The sequence below is a fragment of the Bradyrhizobium liaoningense genome (genome assembly GCF_018130825.1).
GTDB classification, from domain to species: Bacteria; Pseudomonadota; Alphaproteobacteria; order Rhizobiales; family Xanthobacteraceae; genus Bradyrhizobium; species Bradyrhizobium liaoningense_B.
This window is the reverse complement of record NZ_JAFCJS010000005.1, coordinates 612,559-629,441: the sequence shown is the minus strand read 5'-3', so window position 1 is coordinate 629,441 and position 16,883 is coordinate 612,559. Positions and strand designations below refer to the sequence as shown.

Genomic DNA, 16,883 nt, shown 5'->3' with positions numbered 1-16,883 from the left:
AGCCGCAACAGCCAACGGTCTGGCTCGCCGTCCATTTCGAGTGAGCGCTTATCGCAATCGGATCAGCCGAGTGCGGAAATCGCCAGTCTATTGGTCTGCATCCGCGCACGGTGATGCACCGCCGTGGATGAGGACCGCTTTGGGTCAAAGGCTGCCTTGCCAGCTTGCATGGCCCTGTTCGGGTCACCTTCAGGAAGCAGACCTCGCGGCGCACTGAGCCAGCGTCAGCCATGGGCCAAAACGCGAAGAACTCAGGCAGAGCAAATCTAGTCCGCTCTGCCCCACTATGCGGGCGTCGATGAGGCTTATCGGGACTCCGCTGATGGGCCAAAAGAGGTCATCGCGGCAGCGTGATAATGAGCTCGGTAAACACACCCAGCTCGCTCTCGACATCGAGGGTTCCGCCGTGTTGTTTGACAATGATGTCATGGGTCATCGACAGACCGAGCCCCGTGCCTTCGCCAGCTGGCTTGGTAGTAAAGAAGGGATTGAACATTTTTTCCTTCACCTCGACCGGAATCCCGGTGCCGTTGTCGCGGATGCGAATTTCGACCTTGTCGTCAAGGTTGTTCGTGGTCGCACTCAGCACAGGCTCAAAGGTCTCGTCTCCCGCCTCGGACTTGCGCCTGGTCGCGGCATAGAAGCCGTTGGAGATCACGTTGAGCAGCGCGCGCGTGATCTCCTGCGGATATACCTCGATTTCGCCCGCGTCGGGGTCGAGGTCCTGCGTGAGCGTGATGTTGAAGTCGGACTTCTCTGCGCGCGCGCCATGGTAGGCTAGATTAAGACTCTCCTGGACCAGGGCATTGATGTCGGCGAGGCGGCGCTCGCCCGGTCCCTCGCGTGAGTGCAGCAGCATGTTCTTGACGATGGAATCGGCCCGCTTGCCGTGCTGCACGACCTTTTCGAGGTTGCTCTTCAAAAGCGCCGTCAGCTCATCGACTTCGGTGCGGATCTTGTCGGCGAGTTCGGCGGGCTTGAGGGCCTCGTTCAACTCCTCGGTCAACTCCGCTGAAAGGGCTGCGAAATTATTGACGAAGTTGAGCGGGTTCTTGATCTCGTGCGCAATGCCCGCGGTGAGCTGGCCGAGCGAGGCAAGCTTTTCGGTCTGCACCAGGCGGTCCTGTGCGGTGCGGAGGTCGTCGAGGGATTGCGAGAGATCGTCGGTTCGCTGCCGCAGCTCCTTGAGCAGTCGTGTGTTTTCGATGGCGATCACCGCTTGTGCCGCAAAATGTTCCAGCAACTCGACCTGCTTGTCGCTGAACTCTTGCACTTCCTTGCGGTAGACAGCAAAGCCACCGACAAGCTCGCTCTCCTTGAGCATCGGCACAATCAGAACGGTGCGGGCTGCGGCGACCTTGTAGATCAGATCGTCGGGATGCTCTGTGGCGATATCGGCAATGTGAACCAGCGCCTTGGTCTCGACGAGGCGCCCCAGCGAAGGCGCCCCATCAAACGGCGCGATGAAGTGTGGCGGCGTTTCCTGGTCGGGCGCGTACAATTGCGGCACGTTTTGCGCGGCCATTCGCGCCACCCGCCGCAACCTGTCGCCTTCGTATAGGAGCAGCGTCCCAAAACTGGCACGGCAGATGCGCACGGCATTTTCCAGCATGGCCTCGAACACCGGCCCAAGTCCGCCAGGCGAACTGGATATGACTTGTAGCACTTCCGACGTCGCGGTTTGCCGCTCCAGCGCTTCCCTCGCTTCATTGAACAATCGCGCGTTCTCGATCGCAATCACCGCCTGGTCGGCGAAGGTCTGTAGCAATTGCACGTGATGGTCGGCGAATGAACCGGTCTCGACTCGCGTCACGGTGATCAAGCCGATAGGCACCCCATTGCTCATCAACGGCGTGAACAACATGCTGCGAAAGCCGCGCAATCGCGCCAAATCCCTGGCCAGTATGTTTGGCGAGGATTCGGTATCGACAATCTGCATTGGTTTGCCATCACGCAGCAACTCGACGGGCGCCGAAGACGTTGTGAGATGCCGCGGGAACGAAGCTCGCAATGCTTCGTCAGCGACCGGATTGGTCGGCGTGAACGCCTCTAGGTGTTGCATGCCGTCGATATAGCGAAACACTGCCGTAGAGAAACCGCCAATCAGTCTGTTGGCGCTGATCGCAATCGCCTCGAATACCGGCTGCACATCGTCAGGCGAACTTGCGATGACCTTCAATATTTGGGCCGTCGCCGCCTGCTGCTCGCGGGCCTCCTTCAGGTCTTTGCTCGGACCGGCGACCGAACGACGATTCGCTCGGCTGGCCGCTGGCGCAATGCGGCGCTTGCTCTTGGTGGTCTTGCGGCCCTTGCGGGTCTTCGCCTGGCTCGTCTTGCCGCCCGTTCTTGATGGCCGCGCCATATCCGCCCCCAAAGGGTCAAGAAGGGTATCTTATCGGTCCAAACCATCATTCAGGAAGGGCCGGATAGCCTGAATCGCATGTCACCGGGCCGGGCTGATGTCCGAGAAGGGTCAAAGGCGAAGAACTCAACGTGAGCAAATCTGGTCCGCTGCCACCCGCTAAGCGGATGTCGCCACTTCGCGTTCGGGCCATGAACTGACATGGATGGCGACGCAAAGCCGTAGTAGGCTTCGTTCTCGCAAGCTCAGCACGGGACGGAATTTGTTCGCGAGATCGGAATGATCCCATGAAACGCCGCGTCGTCATCGCCCTGATCGGCGGAGTTATGTCCGCGCTTTGGCTGCCGCGGGCGAGAGCGGCCGGCAAGGTCTATCGGATCGTCTTCGTCGTTCCGACCGGCCAATATCTCGACGCCAAAGAGGGGGATGCCTGGAAAGGTCTTGTAACTGCCTTTCTGCAAGGTCTGCGAGAGTTTGGCTACGTGGACGGCAAGAAAATGAAGTTCGAATTTTACTCGGCCGAGGGGAAATTTGGACAAATCGATGAAATCGCGGCACGGGTCCTTGAGACTTCGCCCGACGTTATCCTGGCTGGCGGAGGCGGCGCCAACGAGGTCGCGCACGCCTTCCAACGGTTGACGCGAACTGTGCCCATCGTCATGGCCAACAGCTCCGATCCGGCCGCACAGGGTCTCGTGGCCAGTCTCGCTCATCCCGGTGCCAACATCACAGGCTTCTCAGGCAACACGGGACCGGAGTTTGAAGCAAAGAGATTGCAGTTGCTGCGCGAGGTCGCACCGAATGCGATCCGCGTGGCCTACCTGGGGCTGAAGCTCGATTGGGAAAGTCCGGCCGCAATTGGCGTGCGCAGTGCAGCGGAGAGACTCGGTATCACGTTGCTTCATGCCGAGCACACGCCGTCGAACTACGAAGATGCATTCGGGCTGATAACCCGCGAACAATTGCAGGGACTGTTCGTGGCGCGCAATCCCTGGAATTTCTCCAACCGGCGCGGCATTACAGGATTTGCAAGGGATCGACGAATGCCGGCGGTGTACCCAACGCGGGAGTTTGCCGAGGTCGCCGGTTTGATCTGCTACGGGCCGAGCCTTTCCGATCTTTACCGGCGCGCCGCAGGCCACGTTGACAGGATATTGAAAGGCGCCAAACCCGCCGAACTGCCGGTCGAACAGCCTACCAAGTTCGAATTGGTAATCAATTCCAGGACAGCGGGCGAGCTGGGGCTGAACATTCCGGCTGCGTTGCTCGCACTCGCCGACGAGGTGCTCGACTGAGCGAGCTGGCGGTGATCCGACTTCGGCTTTGGTCACAAGCGGTAAGACTCAGATCGAGCATATGATTTCTGCTTCGACCCAAAACCCGACATCTGCGCGTTAATCGGCACACTTCCTAGTCCCGGCCCTTCTGCGCCCGATACAGGCTCGGCGTCGTCCCGACCGCCTTGCGGAAGGCGCGGTTGAAATTGGCCTGCGATGAAAATCCCGCGGCATAGGCGATGTCGACCAGCGGGCGATCGCTGGTGGACAGGAGCCGCTTGGCGAGATCGAGACGCTGACGGCTGACATATTCATGCGGCGCAGCTCCGGTCGCGGCCTTGAAGCTGCGGGAGAAATGCGCCGGGCTCATGCACGCCACCGACGCCAGATCCTTGACCGTAAAATCGCGCTCGACGGACGCGTCGATGAAGTCGGTCACGCGCGACAGGCGCCTGGCATCGAGCGGCTTCTGGACGGCTTGGGATTGCTTCAGCCGGACTGACGTCGCCGCATAGCTGTGCACCAGATGAGCCGACAGGGCCCGTCCCAGGCTTTCGACCAAAAGGCGGCCGGTGGAGGTTTCCTGTTCGAGCTCGGCGAGGATCCGAGTGGCGACATGCTCGATGAACATGTCCTGGTCGATGGCCTCGTAGCGGATCGACATTCCCGACGGATCGATGTCGAGATCCCTGAGCATGGTGTCGTCGAACGGCTGTCCGGGAAGAAAGAGATGCAGGCATTCCTGCATCTGGCTCTCGACGCGGATGAAATCCTCGCGGATGCCGGCCGGACAGAGCCACACGGTGCCCCTTCTGCCGAAGGTGCGCTGCCGCATGCCCGCGCCTTCCCGGTCGACGACCGAGCTGCCGCGCAGCAGGATTGCGATCTCGGTGTCGCGGGGCAATTGCGGCGGCAGATCGCCCGGCTCATGGCTCCAGCGCTCGGCGAGGAGGTACGACCACCGCCGGTCATTGGAGGTCTGAAGCATTCTGCCGGTAACATATTTATCGACAGAGTTGCCAAGCATACCCATCGTCAATCTCCGCCAGATAGCGCGATGTGGGTAAAAAGGTATTGCCGGGTCCAGCAATTAGCATGCCAGACATCCGGCCAGCCGTCCACGGGCCGAGAGCAGTCCGGGACAACAACACCGCACATTTTGAAAAGCCAGACCGCAGCCCGCCGCCGCATCCTCGGCCGTCTTGAATCGGGAAGCGGAGAGACCCATGGCCCGGACCACAGTCATAGGCGCGTGCCCCCACGATTGCCCGGACACCTGCTCCATCCTGACCACGGTCGAGGATGGCAAGGCGATTGCCGTCCGCGGCAATCCCGACCATCCGTTCACGCGTGGACGGCTCTGCGTGAAGGTCAACAACTATGAGGAGCGGGTCTACAGCGACAAGCGCGTTCTCCATCCGCTGAAGCGGGTCGGCCCGAAAGGCTCCAGGCAGTTTCAACGGATCTCCTGGGACGAAGCGCTCGAGACCATCGCATCGCGCTGGAAATCCGTGATCGCCGAGCACGGCGCGCAGGCGATCCTGCCCTACAGCTATCTGGGCACGCAGGGCATCATCAACGGGCTCAACGTCGGCGATCCCCTCTTCAACAAGCTCGGCGCGACGGTGCTCGAGCGCACTTTCTGCGATTCCGCCTCGTGCACGGCCTACATGATGACGATCGGGCATACGCCCGGTGTCGACCCCGAAAGCTTCGTGCATTCGAAATACATCATCCTGTGGGCCTGCAACACGCTGAGCACGAACTCGCATCACTGGCCGTTCATCGAGCAGGCGAAGAAGGCCGGCGCCAAGCTCGTGGTGATCGATCCCGTCCGCACCCGCACCGCGCGGCTCGCCGACTGGCACATTCCGATCCGGCCCGGCACCGATGCTGCGCTGGCGCTGGCGATGATACACGTCATCATCAAGGAGAATCTGGTCGATCGCGACTACGTCGACAAATACACCGTCGGCTACGACGAGCTGGCCGAACGGGCGTCGCGCTACACACCCGAATTCGCATCGCAGGAAACCGGCATTCCCACCAGCGACATCGTCAAGCTGGCGCGGGAATTTGCGACCACGCCGCCCGCCGTCGTGCGCATTGGCGTCGCGGTCGAGCGTCACGCCGGCGGCGGCCAGACCGTGCGCGCGATCGCATGTCTGCCGGGACTGATCGGCGCCTGGAAGCATGTCGGCGGCGGGCTGCTCCAGCTGCCGATCTGGGCATTCCCGGTCAGATGGGACGTCTTGATGCGTCCCGATCTCCAGCCCGAGACGATGCGCGTGCTCAATTCCTGGCGCCTTGGAGCGGCGCTGACCGGCGAGCTCGGCTTCGATCCGCCGATCAAGGCGCTGTTCGTCTACAACGCCAATCCGATGGCGATGGTGACCGAACAGGGCAAGCTCGAGGAGGGACTTGCGCGCGAGGACCTCTTCACCGTCGTCAGCGAGCACTTCCTGACCGACACCGCAAGATATGCCGACATCGTTCTGCCCGCGACCACCCAGCTCGAGCAGAAGGACATCATGTTCTCCTGGGGACATCTTTATCTGTCCTACAACAACCAGGCGATCGAACCGCTCGGTGAAGCCGTCTCCAACACCGAGCTCTTCCGTCGCCTCGCGCGCGCAATGGGCGTCACGGATCCGTCGTTCTTCCGCAGCGACGACGAGATCATCGAGACCTCGCTCGACTGGACGAGCCCGGTGCTCGCCGGCATCACGCTCGACGACGTCAAGGCGAAGGGCTATGCGCGCCTCAACATGCCAGCGCCCGCCGACTGGGCGCCGCATCGCGAGGGCAATTTTCCGACGGCGTCCGGAAAGTGCGAGTTCAAGTCGACGATCGCCGGCGGCGGCAACTTCGTGGTGCCGCTGTTCCGCCAGGGCTACAACGGCGACCAGGATGGCGCGCCGGTCGATCCCCTGCCCCACTACATCCCGCCGAACGAGAACGCGCGCACGGCGCCGGCGCTCGCGACGCGATATCCGCTCAGCCTGATCTCGCCGAAGAGCCACGCTTTCCTGAATTCCAACTACGGCAACCTGCCGGCCCAGACCGCGCAGGCCGGCGAGGAGCAGGCCGTGCTGCTCAACCCGGACGATGCGGCCAAGCGCGGGATCGTCGCAGGCGCACCGATCCGCGTGTTCAACGATCGCGGCTCGTTCGAAGCGTTCGCCACCGTCTCGCCCGACATCATGCCGGGCGTCGTGGTGGCACCGTCCGGCTACTGGCAGCGGTCCAACCGCAGAGGCGCGACGGTTCACGTGCTGACGCCGCCCGCCTTCGCCGACCTCGGTCGCGCGCCGACATTCTCCGACATCCTCGTTCAGGTCAGCGGAGCCTGACGATGACATATGTAGTCACCGACAATTGCCGCGGCTGCCGATACACCGAATGCGTCACGGTCTGCCCGGTGGAGTGTTTTCACGTCGACGACGCCATGACCTATATCGATCCGGAAAACTGCATCGACTGCGGCGGCTGCGCACCGGCCTGCCCTGTCGGCGCGATCGAGCCGGATTATCGCCTGGCCGCGGACAAGAAGTATTGGATCGACGTCAATCGGAAACGTGCGGCTGAGACTCCCGTCATCAGCGCACGTCTGGCGCCGCTGCCGGGCGCCGACGCGCGCAAGCTGGCGCTGGGCCGATGACGGCTTCTGCTGCGAGCGAATTCCGCATCGCCGTCGTCGGCAGCGGACCGAGCGGCTTCTACACGACCGAGGCCCTGTTGCGCTCGGGCGCGCCCGTGACCGTCGACATGTTCGAACGGCTCCCCGTGCCGTACGGACTGGTGCGGTTCGGCGTTGCCCCCGACCATCCGAAGCTGAAGCAGGTCACGATGGCCTTCGACAGGATCGCGAAAGCGCCTGGCTTTCGTTTCATCGGCGGCGTCAAAGTCGGAGACGATGTCAGCGTCGACGAGCTCCGCGAGGCCTATGACGCTGTCGTGCTTGCAACGGGCGCCGAACTGAGCCGGCCTCTCGGCATTTCGGGCGAAGCTCTGCCCGGGAGCCACAGCGCAGGTGATTTCGTCACGTGGTACAACGGTCACCCGGAATTCCGCGACCTCCAGTTCGATCTCGACCATGAGGCTGCGATCGTCATCGGTCATGGCAATGTCGCGCTCGACGTCGCACGCATTCTCGCCAAGACAGCCGACGAGTTGCGCCAGACCGACATCGCGCGCCACGCGCTCGAGGTTCTGGCGGAGAGCCGGATTCGGGAGATCTCCATCGTCGGCCGCGGCGGACCGACCCAGGCGAAATTCAGCGCGAAGGAATTGCGCGACTTCCTCGAACTCGGCGCATGCGACACGGCTGTCGACGGCCGCGACGTCGCGCCGGACGAATTCGAACCGCAGAACCCCGCAGATCCGGAGCTGATCGAAAAGCTGTCGCTGCTGCGCGGCTTCTCGCAGCATGCCGTGACCAAGCCGCGGCGCTGTCTCGTTCGCTTTGGCCTGTCGCCCGTCGCGATCTGGGGTCGCGGCCGGGTCGAAACGGTCTCATTCAGCCAGCGGTCAGGCGCCGTCGAGGACATCGCTTGCGGCCTCGTCTTCAGCAGCGTCGGCCGACGAACCACGCCTGTCGCCGGTGTTCCCTACGATGGCGATCGCGGCGTCCATGCCAACATGGATGGACGTGTCGCGAACCGTGGTTCGGTGATCGAAGGGCTTTATGTCTGCGGATGGAGCAAGCGCGGACCGAGCGGCACGATCGGCACCAATCGCGGCTGCGGGATCGCCACCGCAGAGGCCGTCCTGGCCGATCTCGTCCACCGGCGGAGGCGGTCGGACACGCCCGAGGCATTGCTTTCGCGCGTGGCCGGCCGCGTCGCACGAATCGTGAGCTATCCGGACTGGATGACGATCGATGCGGCCGAGAAATACAGGGGAGCGCCGCTCGGCAAGCCGCGGGAGAAATTCGTCACGATCCCCGACATGCTCGCAGCGGTGGGCGCGTGACCCCGAACGGGGTCACAGCACCGGACAGCGCTTGTGTCTATTCCTGATCGACGAGATCGTCCTCGAGGATCGCCATCTGGAACTGGAACGAGCGATCATCGTCCTCGTCGTCGACGAAGAGCACGCCGATGAATTCCTCGCCGATATAGACCTCGGCGGAATCATCCTTCTTCGGCCGCGGCACGACGCGGATCTTGGGATTGCCGAATACGCGCTTCAGATACGCGTCCAGCTTTCTGACTTCTTTGACGTCCACGGCAAGTCTCCGATCGAAAATGGTCGGCGGGTTTTAGGACGAGACGCGACGAACCGCCAGCATGAATTGCCAAAGAATTTTGGGGACGAAAAGGGCCGGAAAATCCAGCCCTTCACTCGCGAGATCAAAGTCCCATCGCGTTGATCATCTGATCCATGGTGCGCGACGGCTCGGCGCAACCGGCTTCGCCGACGATCTTGGCCGGCACACCCGCGACCGTGACGTTGTGCGGCACCGGCTTGACCACGACCGAGCCCGCCGCGATGCGCGCGCAATGGCCGATCTCGATGTTGCCGAGAATTTTTGCACCGGCGCCGATCAGCACGCCATGGCGGATCTTGGGATGACGATCCTCGTTCTCCTTGCCGGTGCCGCCGAGCGTGACGCCATGCAGGATCGAGACGTCGTCCTCGATGACAGCCGTCTCGCCGCAGACGAAGCCGGTGGCGTGATCGAGGAAGATGCCGCGGCCGATGCGCGCGGCCGGATTGATGTCGGTCTGGAACACCGCGGAGGCGCGGCTCTGGAGATAATACGCAAAGTCCTTGCGGCCCTTCAGATAGAGCCAGTGCGCCAGGCGGTGGGTCTGGATCGCGTGAAAGCCCTTGAAGTAGAGCAAGGGATCGATGAAGCGCGAGGTCGCGGGGTCGCGGTCGTAGACGGCGACGAGATCGGCGCGGAAGGCGTTGCCGAGATCGGGATCGTCGCGCAGCGCCTCGTCATAGGTCTGGCGCACGAGATCGCCCGACAGCGCGGAGTGATCGAGCCGGTCGGCGAGACGGTGGATCACCGAATCCTCGAGACGGCTGTGATGGAGCACCGTCGAGTAGATGAAGGTCGCAAGCTCGGGCTCGCGATGGACGATGTCCTCCGCTTCGCCCCGGATCCGGTCCCAGATCGGATCGAGCGAGGCGAGCTTTCCTCCCGGATTGACCTGATGCACTGCCATGGGATTTGCTCTTTCGAATGGGCTCGTTTTGCGGGCTCTATAGCACAGTCTAGACGACAAAGTCCTGACCGGCTTGCCTGAGAGTGAACAGCACCTTGCCCCGCGAAAGCATGCCAACGCCTTGAAACACAACGATATATTCTGGCGCCCCCAGGCGACAAGGTTGGCTCAAAGTGGTCAGGGTTTTGCCAAATTCAAGCCGGGACGCGTCAAACTATTGGTGAATTCTCTCCCAAGCCTTATTGCGGGCATGGTCCCGGCGACGACGGAGCGGTTTTGAGCATCACCACCGATCAATTGCGCGTAGGCGCCACAGGGTCGCTTTGGCTGCGGCTGGCGGCCGTCTTCCTGCCCCTCCTGATGATCGCGCCGGCGTTCTGGAACGGCTATCCGCTGTTGCAATGGGATACCGGCGGCTATCTGGCGCGCTGGTACGAAGGCTATCTCGTCCCCAGCCGGTCCACCGTGTTCGGCCTCTATCTGCACTATGGCGAAAGCTTCGGCTTCTGGATCAACCTCGCGGTCCAGTCGCTGGCCGCGCTCTGGTTGTTGCAGCTGAGCCTGCGCGTGCTCGGCCTGATGCAGACGTCCCGCTTCGTCGCGATCGGCCTGCTCCTGATGGTGTCGACCGCGCTACCCTGGCTCGCCAGCATGCTGCTCACGGACATCTTCGCCGGGCTCTCGATCCTGTCGCTGTTCCTGCTGGTCATCGGCGGGAAACGGACATCAACGCTCGAAAAGATCTCGTTGTTCGGCTTCACCGCCTTTGCCGCCGCAACCCACAGCGCCACGCTCGGCGTGCTGCTCGGCCTCTGCGTCGCCGGCTGGATGGCGCGGCCGTTCGTGGGCCGCAGGCTTCCGTGCGCAGGACTGGCGCAGGCGAGCCTGACCATCGTCGCCGGCGCCCTAATGCTGGTCTCTGCGAACCACGCGCTGTCGGGGAAATGGGCGTGGACGCCCGGCGGCTATGGCGTCGCCTTCGGCCGCATGATGCAGGACGGCATCGTCGCGCGGTTTCTCAACGACCATTGCCCGCGCGAAAACTTCAAGCTCTGCCCCTACCGCAACCAATTGCCGGCGACCGCCGACGAGTTCCTGTGGGGCAAGAGCATGTTCAATACGCTCGGCCGTTTCGAAGGCATGAACGACGAGATGAGCTACATCGTCGTGCATTCGCTCGCCGACTATCCGGCCTGGCAGGCCGGCGCGGCGTTGCGTGCGATAGGCCAGCAATTGCTGCATGTGGCGACTGGCGAAGGCACCAATGGCTGGATTCCGCACACCTATGGCATCATCGAGCGCTACATTCCCGCGCAGGTCGCGCCGATGCGCGCCGCGCGCCAGCAGCACTGGGGCGTCGATTTCGACTACGTCAACTGGCTGCATGTCCCCGTCGCGCTGGCCTCGATGCTGGCGCTGGTCGCGCTGCTCGGGCATGCGCTCGCGAACCGCCGGCTCGACGATCTGACGCTGCTGGCGGCGACGGTGACGTTGGCGCTGCTCGGCAACGCCTTCATCTGCGCCGTCATCTCCGGCCCGCACGACCGCTACGGCGCGCGGATGGCGTGGGTGGCGACTTTCGTGGTGTTGATGGCGCTATCCCGCGCGTTCGGTGACGGCGAGCCGGCCGACAAGATTTCAGCCGCGGCGTGACAGGAAGTCGAGCACGCCGGTCTTGTAGACCTTGTCGCCGACCGCGCGCATGTGGTCGCGACCCGGAATATCGAGCACTTCCGAACCCGGAATGATGGCGCCGAGCGCGCTGGCGGAGCCCGCGACATCGTCGGTCGAGCCGACCGCGATCAGCACGGGCACGTCGATCCGCGCGGCCTCGTGCTTCGTCATGAGATCGCGCGTGCCGCGCAGGCACGCGGCGAGCGCCTTGCGGTCGGACCGGGTCTGGTCGGCGAACGCGCGAAACGTGCGCCCGACGGGGTCTGAGACGTCGTCGAGCGAGGGTGCTTCGAGCGCCTTCGCCACGTTCTCGCCGGGGCCGGTGCCCTCGATCAGGCCGCCGATGCCGATGCCGCCCAAGATCGCCGAGCGCAGCCGCTGCGGCTCGTTGAGGCCGAGCCAGGCCGTCATCCGTCCGCCCATGGAATATCCCATGATGTCAGCCTGCGGGATGGCGAGATGATCCATCAGCGCGAGCACGTCGCCGGCCATGGTCGGAATCGAGTACTGCGCCGGCTCGTAGAGCTTTGCGCTGTCGCCATGGCCGCGATTGTCCAGCGCAATGACCCGGCGGCCGTTCTTGCGCAGCTCCGAGACCCAGGTCGGATAGACCCAGTTCACGTTCTTGCTGGAGGCAAAGCCGTGCACCAGGATGATCGGATCGCCCTCGCCTTCGTCGAGATAGGCAATTTCAACGGCGCCGTTGTGAAAGCTCGGCATCATCAGTTCCGCGGTCTTGAGGGGGGACGAGCGATCTTAGAGCATGATCCGGAAAAGTGTGCAGCGGTTTTTCCTCGCGGCAAACGCGGAACGCGCTTGCGCGGAGATCATGCCCAAACAATAGCCCAGGCGCGTCGACGAATGACCTCAATCTCGTCGCGCTTTAGGCCTTAAGGGCCGCATCCGCCAGAGCGGCTTCGGCGGCGATCCGGGCACGGTGCAGCCGCCGCGCACGTTTCCGATCGCACCAAGCCTGGGTCAGGCGCTCGGTGGTGGCCTTGATCGAGGACAACAGGCCGAACAGCGTCAAGAAGGCGCCGAACAGCCACATCGCCAGATCGAACACGCCGCCGACGAGCAGCAGCGCGCCGCGCCCGAGCAGCTTCATGATCGCGCGGGTCTTGCTGCCTTGCGCTTCGGCCAGCCGCGCCGCGCGCGCGACGTCCTTCGGGCCTTCGGCGATCCGCAGCGTATCCATGGCACCGCGCGTGCCGGTCCTCTCGGCCACGCGCGTCACGTCCTTGCCGAGCCGCACCAGCGCACCGGCCTTCTCGGCCCGGAACGCGGCCTTGATCGCGCTCACGGTTTCGCCCGGGCGGAACACGGAACCCTTGGCGACCGCATTCTGAAGCATCGGGGTGTCCACGATCTCGCGTGCGGAACGGCCGGCCCATGCAGCTAACCCCTCGCCGAGCCGTCCGACCTTCCGCGCATCCTTCACCAGCGTCAGCCCGGCCCGCACCGGGGCTGCGCCGCCGACGGAGATGTAGGTTGCCGCCGTCACCGCAAGGCCCGCGGTCGCAAGGCCCAGCACCAGGCGGTCGGTCTCCTCGCCCATCGCCAGATGCTTGCCCTCGCGCACGACGTCCCTGACGTCGCCGATCACGAAGAGGTCGCCGGCAACGGTTCCGGACAGGCTCGCGACGTCGTCGGCATTGCCGGTGACGAGGCCGGTGGCGAAACGTTTTGCGAAATGCGAGGTGGAGTTCTCCACCTTGACCGCATCGCTGACGCGACTGAGCAGGTCGTCCGCAAGCGCGATGTTGCGATCACGCGCCAGCGCCACGAAACTGTCGGCGAGATCGGCATCGCCGGATGCGAGCGCGGCCTCGATGTTGTCCTGGACCAGCTGGTCGTTCTGCCGCAGCAGCGCGTCGAGCCTGAGCTCGGAGAGCAGGTGCGGATCGTCCTGGGCTGCGAGGATCGCGCCGGCGTCACGGGCGTGCGGCGCTACCTGCGCGAGCAGAAGGCTGCAAGCCGCAATACCGGTCAACGCTGTGCTGATTCGCAGCCATTTCATGCGGAAAAGCCCGGAGGGTCCTGGATCGCCTGCGCCCTTTGATTCGTCTTTCGTCTCAAATTGCGCGCGTCCACAGACATAGTATGCCAAAATTGCGACACAACGTCCCCGACGAAAGAAGGGCTTCTCTCAGGCGGCAAGATTGTGTCGAATTTGCATGAGCAAATGAGCATGGGGCAATTGCGGCGCTTTCGGTTCCGCTGGACTAGCAATCATCTGCACCCGCCTTTATGGTCCGCGGCGCCTCAAAGATGCCGCGTCAGTTTTTGATTGTATCTGCCGCCATTGCCACTCCAGGATGAACTACGATGTCCGACCATGTCGTCCCGCACTTCCATAACGATGCCGGTGTCCCCGTCATCGAGATTGGCTCGCAAGAGTTCATGTGCGTTGGCGCCAACCCTCCGTTCGATCATCCGCACGTCTTTCTCGACCTCGGCAACGATAACGAGATCATCTGTCCTTACTGCTCGACGCTGTACCGGTTCGCGGCCGACTTGAAGGCCGGCGAAGCGCGGCCGCCGGAATGCGTCCTCAAGGACAAGGTGGCCTGACCGCGTCCATCGGTCAGGGGTGGCGCTCACACGAACGATTGTCATCGCCGGTGCCGGCATCGGTGGACTGACGGCCGCGCTTGCGCTGGCCGCCCGCGGCTTCCGCATCGTCGTGCTGGAAAAGGCCGAGCGTCTCGAGGAAGTCGGCGCCGGCCTGCAGCTGTCCCCCAATGCCAGCCGCGTGCTGGTCGAGCTCGGCCTCACTGAGCGCCTCAAGCTGCGCGCCGTCGTCCCCGAGGCGGTCTCGATCATGAGCGCGCGGGCCGGTGGCGAGCTGCTGCGCATGCCGCTCGGCGAAGCCGCTTCGCTGCGCGCCGGCGCCCCCTATTGGGTGGTGCACCGTGCCGATTTGCAATCCGCGCTCGCCGGCGCGGTCTCCGACCATCCCGATATCGACCTGAAGCTTGGTGCAACCTTCGAGGACGTCGCGCCTCATGCCAAGGGACTGACCGTCGTCCACCGCAGCGGCACGATCCGCCGCAGCGATCTCGCCAGTGCCCTGATCGGCGCCGACGGTATCTGGTCGACGGTACGCCAGCATCTGTTTCCCGAGGTGCAGCCGCGCTTCTCCGGGCTGATCGCCTGGCGCGGCACGATCGATGCCACGCAGCTGCCGAAGGACTACGCCGCCCGTCGGGTGCAGCTCTGGATGGGGGCGAACGCCCATCTCGTCGCCTATCCGATCGCAGGCGGACGCCAGATCAACGTGGTCGCGGTGCTGCCGGGCACCTGGAACAGGCCGGGCTGGAGCACGCCCGGCGATCCGCGCGAGGTGATGGATGCGTTTGCCGCACCGCGCTGGCCGCCGGCGGCGCGGATGATGCTCGCCGCGGTCGACAGCTGGCGCAAATGGGCGCTGTTCGGCGTGCCCGACGGCTGCCCCTGGAGCAAAGGCGCGGTCGCGCTGCTCGGCGACGCCGTCCATGCGATGCTGCCCTTCGCCGCGCAAGGCGCCGGCATGGCGATCGAGGATGCCGCCGTGCTCGCGCGGCTCGTGAGCCCAGAGGCAGCCGAGAGCACCGCGGGCATCACCGCCGCGCTGAAGCAATATGCCCGTATGCGGGAGGGCCGCGTGCGGCGGGTGCAACGGACCGCGCGACAGCAGGGCCGCATCTATCATCTCGGTGGCCCGCTCGCGATCGCGCGCGATGTTGCGATCCGCGCGCTCGGCCCGGACCGCATGCTGGCGCGGCAGGACTGGATCTACGGCTGGCGGCCCTGAAGGTGCGTGCAGTCGAGCCGGCTCAGCGCGCGGCGCTGCCGGGTCTCGTCGGAGCCGGCTTGATCTCGGGCCGCTGTGGGGTCGAGGCCTGCGGTTTTGCATCGGGCGGCGTCTCCCGGCACCTGTTGCGGCGCCAGGCGTCTTCGACGAGCTGCGCCTGCCCGCGCACCGCGACGTAGTCGTTGCGATAGGCGAGCTCGGACACGACGGCCCCGCCGGCCCCGGTCTGCGCCTTATCCATCAGTCTCTGCAAATCGGTCGTGCGACCGGCGAGCGCCTTGCGCTCGTTCTCGAGCTGCTTGCAATCGTACAGATCGTACCTGGCGGGATCGGCAAAGGCCGGCGCGACCGTCTCGCTGATGCCGGCGCAGCCGGCCAGGGCCGCGCCGCCCGCGAGCAGCACGAGAAGCGCGCCGCAGAAGCGCAGGGAAGCGGAAAGCGAAGCAGCCATGCCGGATGAATAGTCCCCGTGGATTGAGAATGCCTAAAGCAGCAACAGATGTCCGGATTGAGGCTTTGCCTTGTGCGCCCGGCTCGCTTAAGGAAGAACACCCGCCGGGCCGCAAAACGCCAATTCCAGACGGCCGCAGGTGGACTTAAGTGTTTGATCTCGTTGGATCAAGCGGGCATGGCGGAATTGGTAGACGCAAGGGACTTAAAATCCCTCGGTGCGCAAGCGCTGTGCCGGTTCGACCCCGGCTGCCCGCACCATCAGAGCTGACGGCAACGCCTAGCGCAATGTTGCCCCTGCTTGAGGTTCCTACATTCATTGCCTGAGGTACCGCGCTTGACAGTCACGGCCCAGGCGAACGACGGCTCCTACCCAAATTGCGATTATACGTTCAAGAAAAGAGGCTGTAGAGCTTGCCGACGGTGTAAAGAAATATGTTCAAAAGGAAAGCTGTACGGAATGCGTTCGCAAAGTCTGCCTTTCGATCATTGAAAAGCAGCAGCACCGCCGAAAGCACGATCCAGAAGAGCGGCACAGCAAAAGCAGAAATCACGTTTTGCAGGCCCAGGGCTAGTGCGGTAACGATCGCTGGTCCATTGAACGTAAACTTATATAGACCAACAGCGGCGAAGAATGAGGTAGCGCCAAGAATTCCCGCGAGTGCTCTCTTCGCGGCGCTAGCGGGCTTACCCACAACGCCGAGCGGCAGGAAGAAGTCATACTGGATGGCGGCCTTAAATGCCTCCCATGCCGCTCCAGTCCACGTTTGAGTTGTGGGAGAGGATTTGTCAGCGATCGCCTGTTGTCTCTCCGGATTCTGCGGTGCTGCCAGCTGGCTCTCATTCGAGATGGCGATAGGCGGTCCTCCGGCGAGTGAAGCGTGATACAGGGGCACCGCAACGAAAGCCGTCGACTGTGTTGCAGCCGGCACCGCTTGCCCCCGTCTCGCGCGAAGTATCGTTAACACTCCGACCGCAACGACTGCCAAACCGACCAGCATAAGCGGCGGCGGAGGGTCCTGCGAAGTCGCGGTCCCATGGGGCATCAAGAGCATGGTTGCCCCTAATGCAATCAAGACTATGCCAGCAAATATATTCATGTCTATTCGCCCCCCGCTGCGAATATCGGGAAATACACCATGCTC

At 63.6% G+C, this 16,883-nt stretch carries 15 protein-coding genes and 1 tRNA gene; 8 read left to right on the top strand and 8 right to left on the bottom strand.

Translation table 11 applies throughout. The annotated features are described in order from the left end of the window. Positions 1-337 precede the first annotated feature (337 nt). Positions 338-2,362: a GAF domain-containing protein gene (locus tag JQ603_RS24810; protein ID WP_212343284.1), complete on the bottom strand. Its 2,025-nt coding sequence runs from the start codon at positions 2,360-2,362 to the stop codon at positions 338-340. A gap of 287 nt (positions 2,363-2,649) precedes the next feature. Between JQ603_RS24810 and JQ603_RS24805 the strand changes: the two genes are divergently transcribed. Next, complete coding sequence (locus tag JQ603_RS24805) at positions 2,650-3,657, top strand: ABC transporter substrate-binding protein (RefSeq protein ID WP_212343283.1); 1,008 nt, start codon at positions 2,650-2,652, stop codon at positions 3,655-3,657. Positions 3,658-3,772: 115 nt separating this feature from the next. On the opposite strand, the gene JQ603_RS24800 is transcribed toward JQ603_RS24805, so the two are convergent. Further along, positions 3,773-4,627: an AraC family transcriptional regulator gene (locus JQ603_RS24800; protein WP_212343282.1), complete on the bottom strand. Its 855-nt coding sequence runs from the start codon at positions 4,625-4,627 to the stop codon at positions 3,773-3,775. Positions 4,628-4,865: 238 nt separating this feature from the next. Between JQ603_RS24800 and JQ603_RS24795 the strand changes: the two genes are divergently transcribed. Genes JQ603_RS24795 through JQ603_RS24785 form a run of 3 tightly spaced genes read left to right on the top strand, consistent with a single transcriptional unit; the run spans position 4,866 to position 8,613 of the window. Next, a complete protein-coding gene (locus JQ603_RS24795) occupies positions 4,866-6,992 on the top strand; it encodes a molybdopterin-containing oxidoreductase family protein (protein ID WP_212343281.1) in 2,127 nt (708 codons plus the stop codon). A gap of 2 nt (positions 6,993-6,994) precedes the next feature. After that, entirely contained in the window at positions 6,995-7,300 is a 306-nt protein-coding gene (locus tag JQ603_RS24790) for a ferredoxin family protein (RefSeq protein WP_212343280.1), read from the top strand. Next, positions 7,297-8,613 (top strand): FAD-dependent oxidoreductase, encoded by a 1,317-nt coding sequence (locus JQ603_RS24785; RefSeq protein WP_212343279.1) that lies wholly within the window; start codon positions 7,297-7,299, stop codon positions 8,611-8,613. Before JQ603_RS24790 ends, JQ603_RS24785 begins: the two co-directional genes overlap by 4 nt. Before the next feature lie 37 nt (positions 8,614-8,650). Here the strand turns inward: JQ603_RS24785 and JQ603_RS24780 are convergent, their stop codons facing one another. Both JQ603_RS24780 and cysE read right to left on the bottom strand, forming a co-directional pair. After that, positions 8,651-8,869, bottom strand: coding sequence for a DUF3126 family protein (locus tag JQ603_RS24780; protein WP_007602550.1), 219 nt, complete (start codon positions 8,867-8,869; stop codon positions 8,651-8,653). A 124-nt stretch (positions 8,870-8,993) separates the two neighbouring features. Beyond that, entirely contained in the window at positions 8,994-9,818 is an 825-nt protein-coding gene (gene cysE / locus JQ603_RS24775; protein ID WP_183240541.1) for a serine O-acetyltransferase, read from the bottom strand. Positions 9,819-10,094: 276 nt separating this feature from the next. On the opposite strand from cysE, the gene JQ603_RS24770 reads away from it, so the two are divergent. Continuing rightward, positions 10,095-11,471: a hypothetical protein gene (locus JQ603_RS24770; RefSeq protein WP_212343278.1), complete on the top strand. Its 1,377-nt coding sequence runs from the start codon at positions 10,095-10,097 to the stop codon at positions 11,469-11,471. Here the strand turns inward: JQ603_RS24770 and JQ603_RS24765 are convergent. After that, positions 11,457-12,212 carry an alpha/beta fold hydrolase gene (locus JQ603_RS24765; RefSeq protein ID WP_212343277.1) on the bottom strand — a complete coding sequence of 252 codons (756 nt, stop codon included), beginning with the start codon at positions 12,210-12,212 and terminating at the stop codon, positions 11,457-11,459. The two genes, JQ603_RS24770 and JQ603_RS24765, sit on opposite strands and share 15 nt — an antisense overlap. Before the next feature lie 163 nt (positions 12,213-12,375). Then, complete coding sequence (locus JQ603_RS24760; protein WP_212343276.1) at positions 12,376-13,512, bottom strand: hypothetical protein; 1,137 nt, start codon at positions 13,510-13,512, stop codon at positions 12,376-12,378. Positions 13,513-13,820: 308 nt separating this feature from the next. Here JQ603_RS24760 and JQ603_RS24755 point away from each other — a divergent pair, with 308 nt between their 5' ends. Further along, entirely contained in the window at positions 13,821-14,066 is a 246-nt protein-coding gene (locus JQ603_RS24755; RefSeq protein WP_007602543.1) for a zinc-finger domain-containing protein, read from the top strand. A gap of 19 nt (positions 14,067-14,085) precedes the next feature. Next, positions 14,086-15,288 carry an FAD-dependent monooxygenase gene (locus JQ603_RS24750; protein WP_212343275.1) on the top strand — a complete coding sequence of 401 codons (1,203 nt, stop codon included), beginning with the start codon at positions 14,086-14,088 and terminating at the stop codon, positions 15,286-15,288. 22 nt (positions 15,289-15,310) lie between these two features. Here JQ603_RS24750 and JQ603_RS24745 read toward each other — a convergent pair whose 3' ends face one another. Next, positions 15,311-15,739, bottom strand: coding sequence for a twin-arginine translocation pathway signal (locus JQ603_RS24745; protein ID WP_212343274.1), 429 nt, complete (start codon positions 15,737-15,739; stop codon positions 15,311-15,313). Positions 15,740-15,910: 171 nt separating this feature from the next. On the opposite strand from JQ603_RS24745, the gene JQ603_RS24740 reads away from it, so the two are divergent. Then, positions 15,911-15,999 (top strand) — tRNA-Leu (locus JQ603_RS24740). Between the two features lie 131 nt (positions 16,000-16,130). On the opposite strand, the gene JQ603_RS24735 is transcribed toward JQ603_RS24740, so the two are convergent. After that, positions 16,131-16,838, bottom strand: coding sequence for a hypothetical protein (locus JQ603_RS24735; protein ID WP_212343273.1), 708 nt, complete (start codon positions 16,836-16,838; stop codon positions 16,131-16,133). Positions 16,839-16,883: the final 45 nt, after the last annotated feature.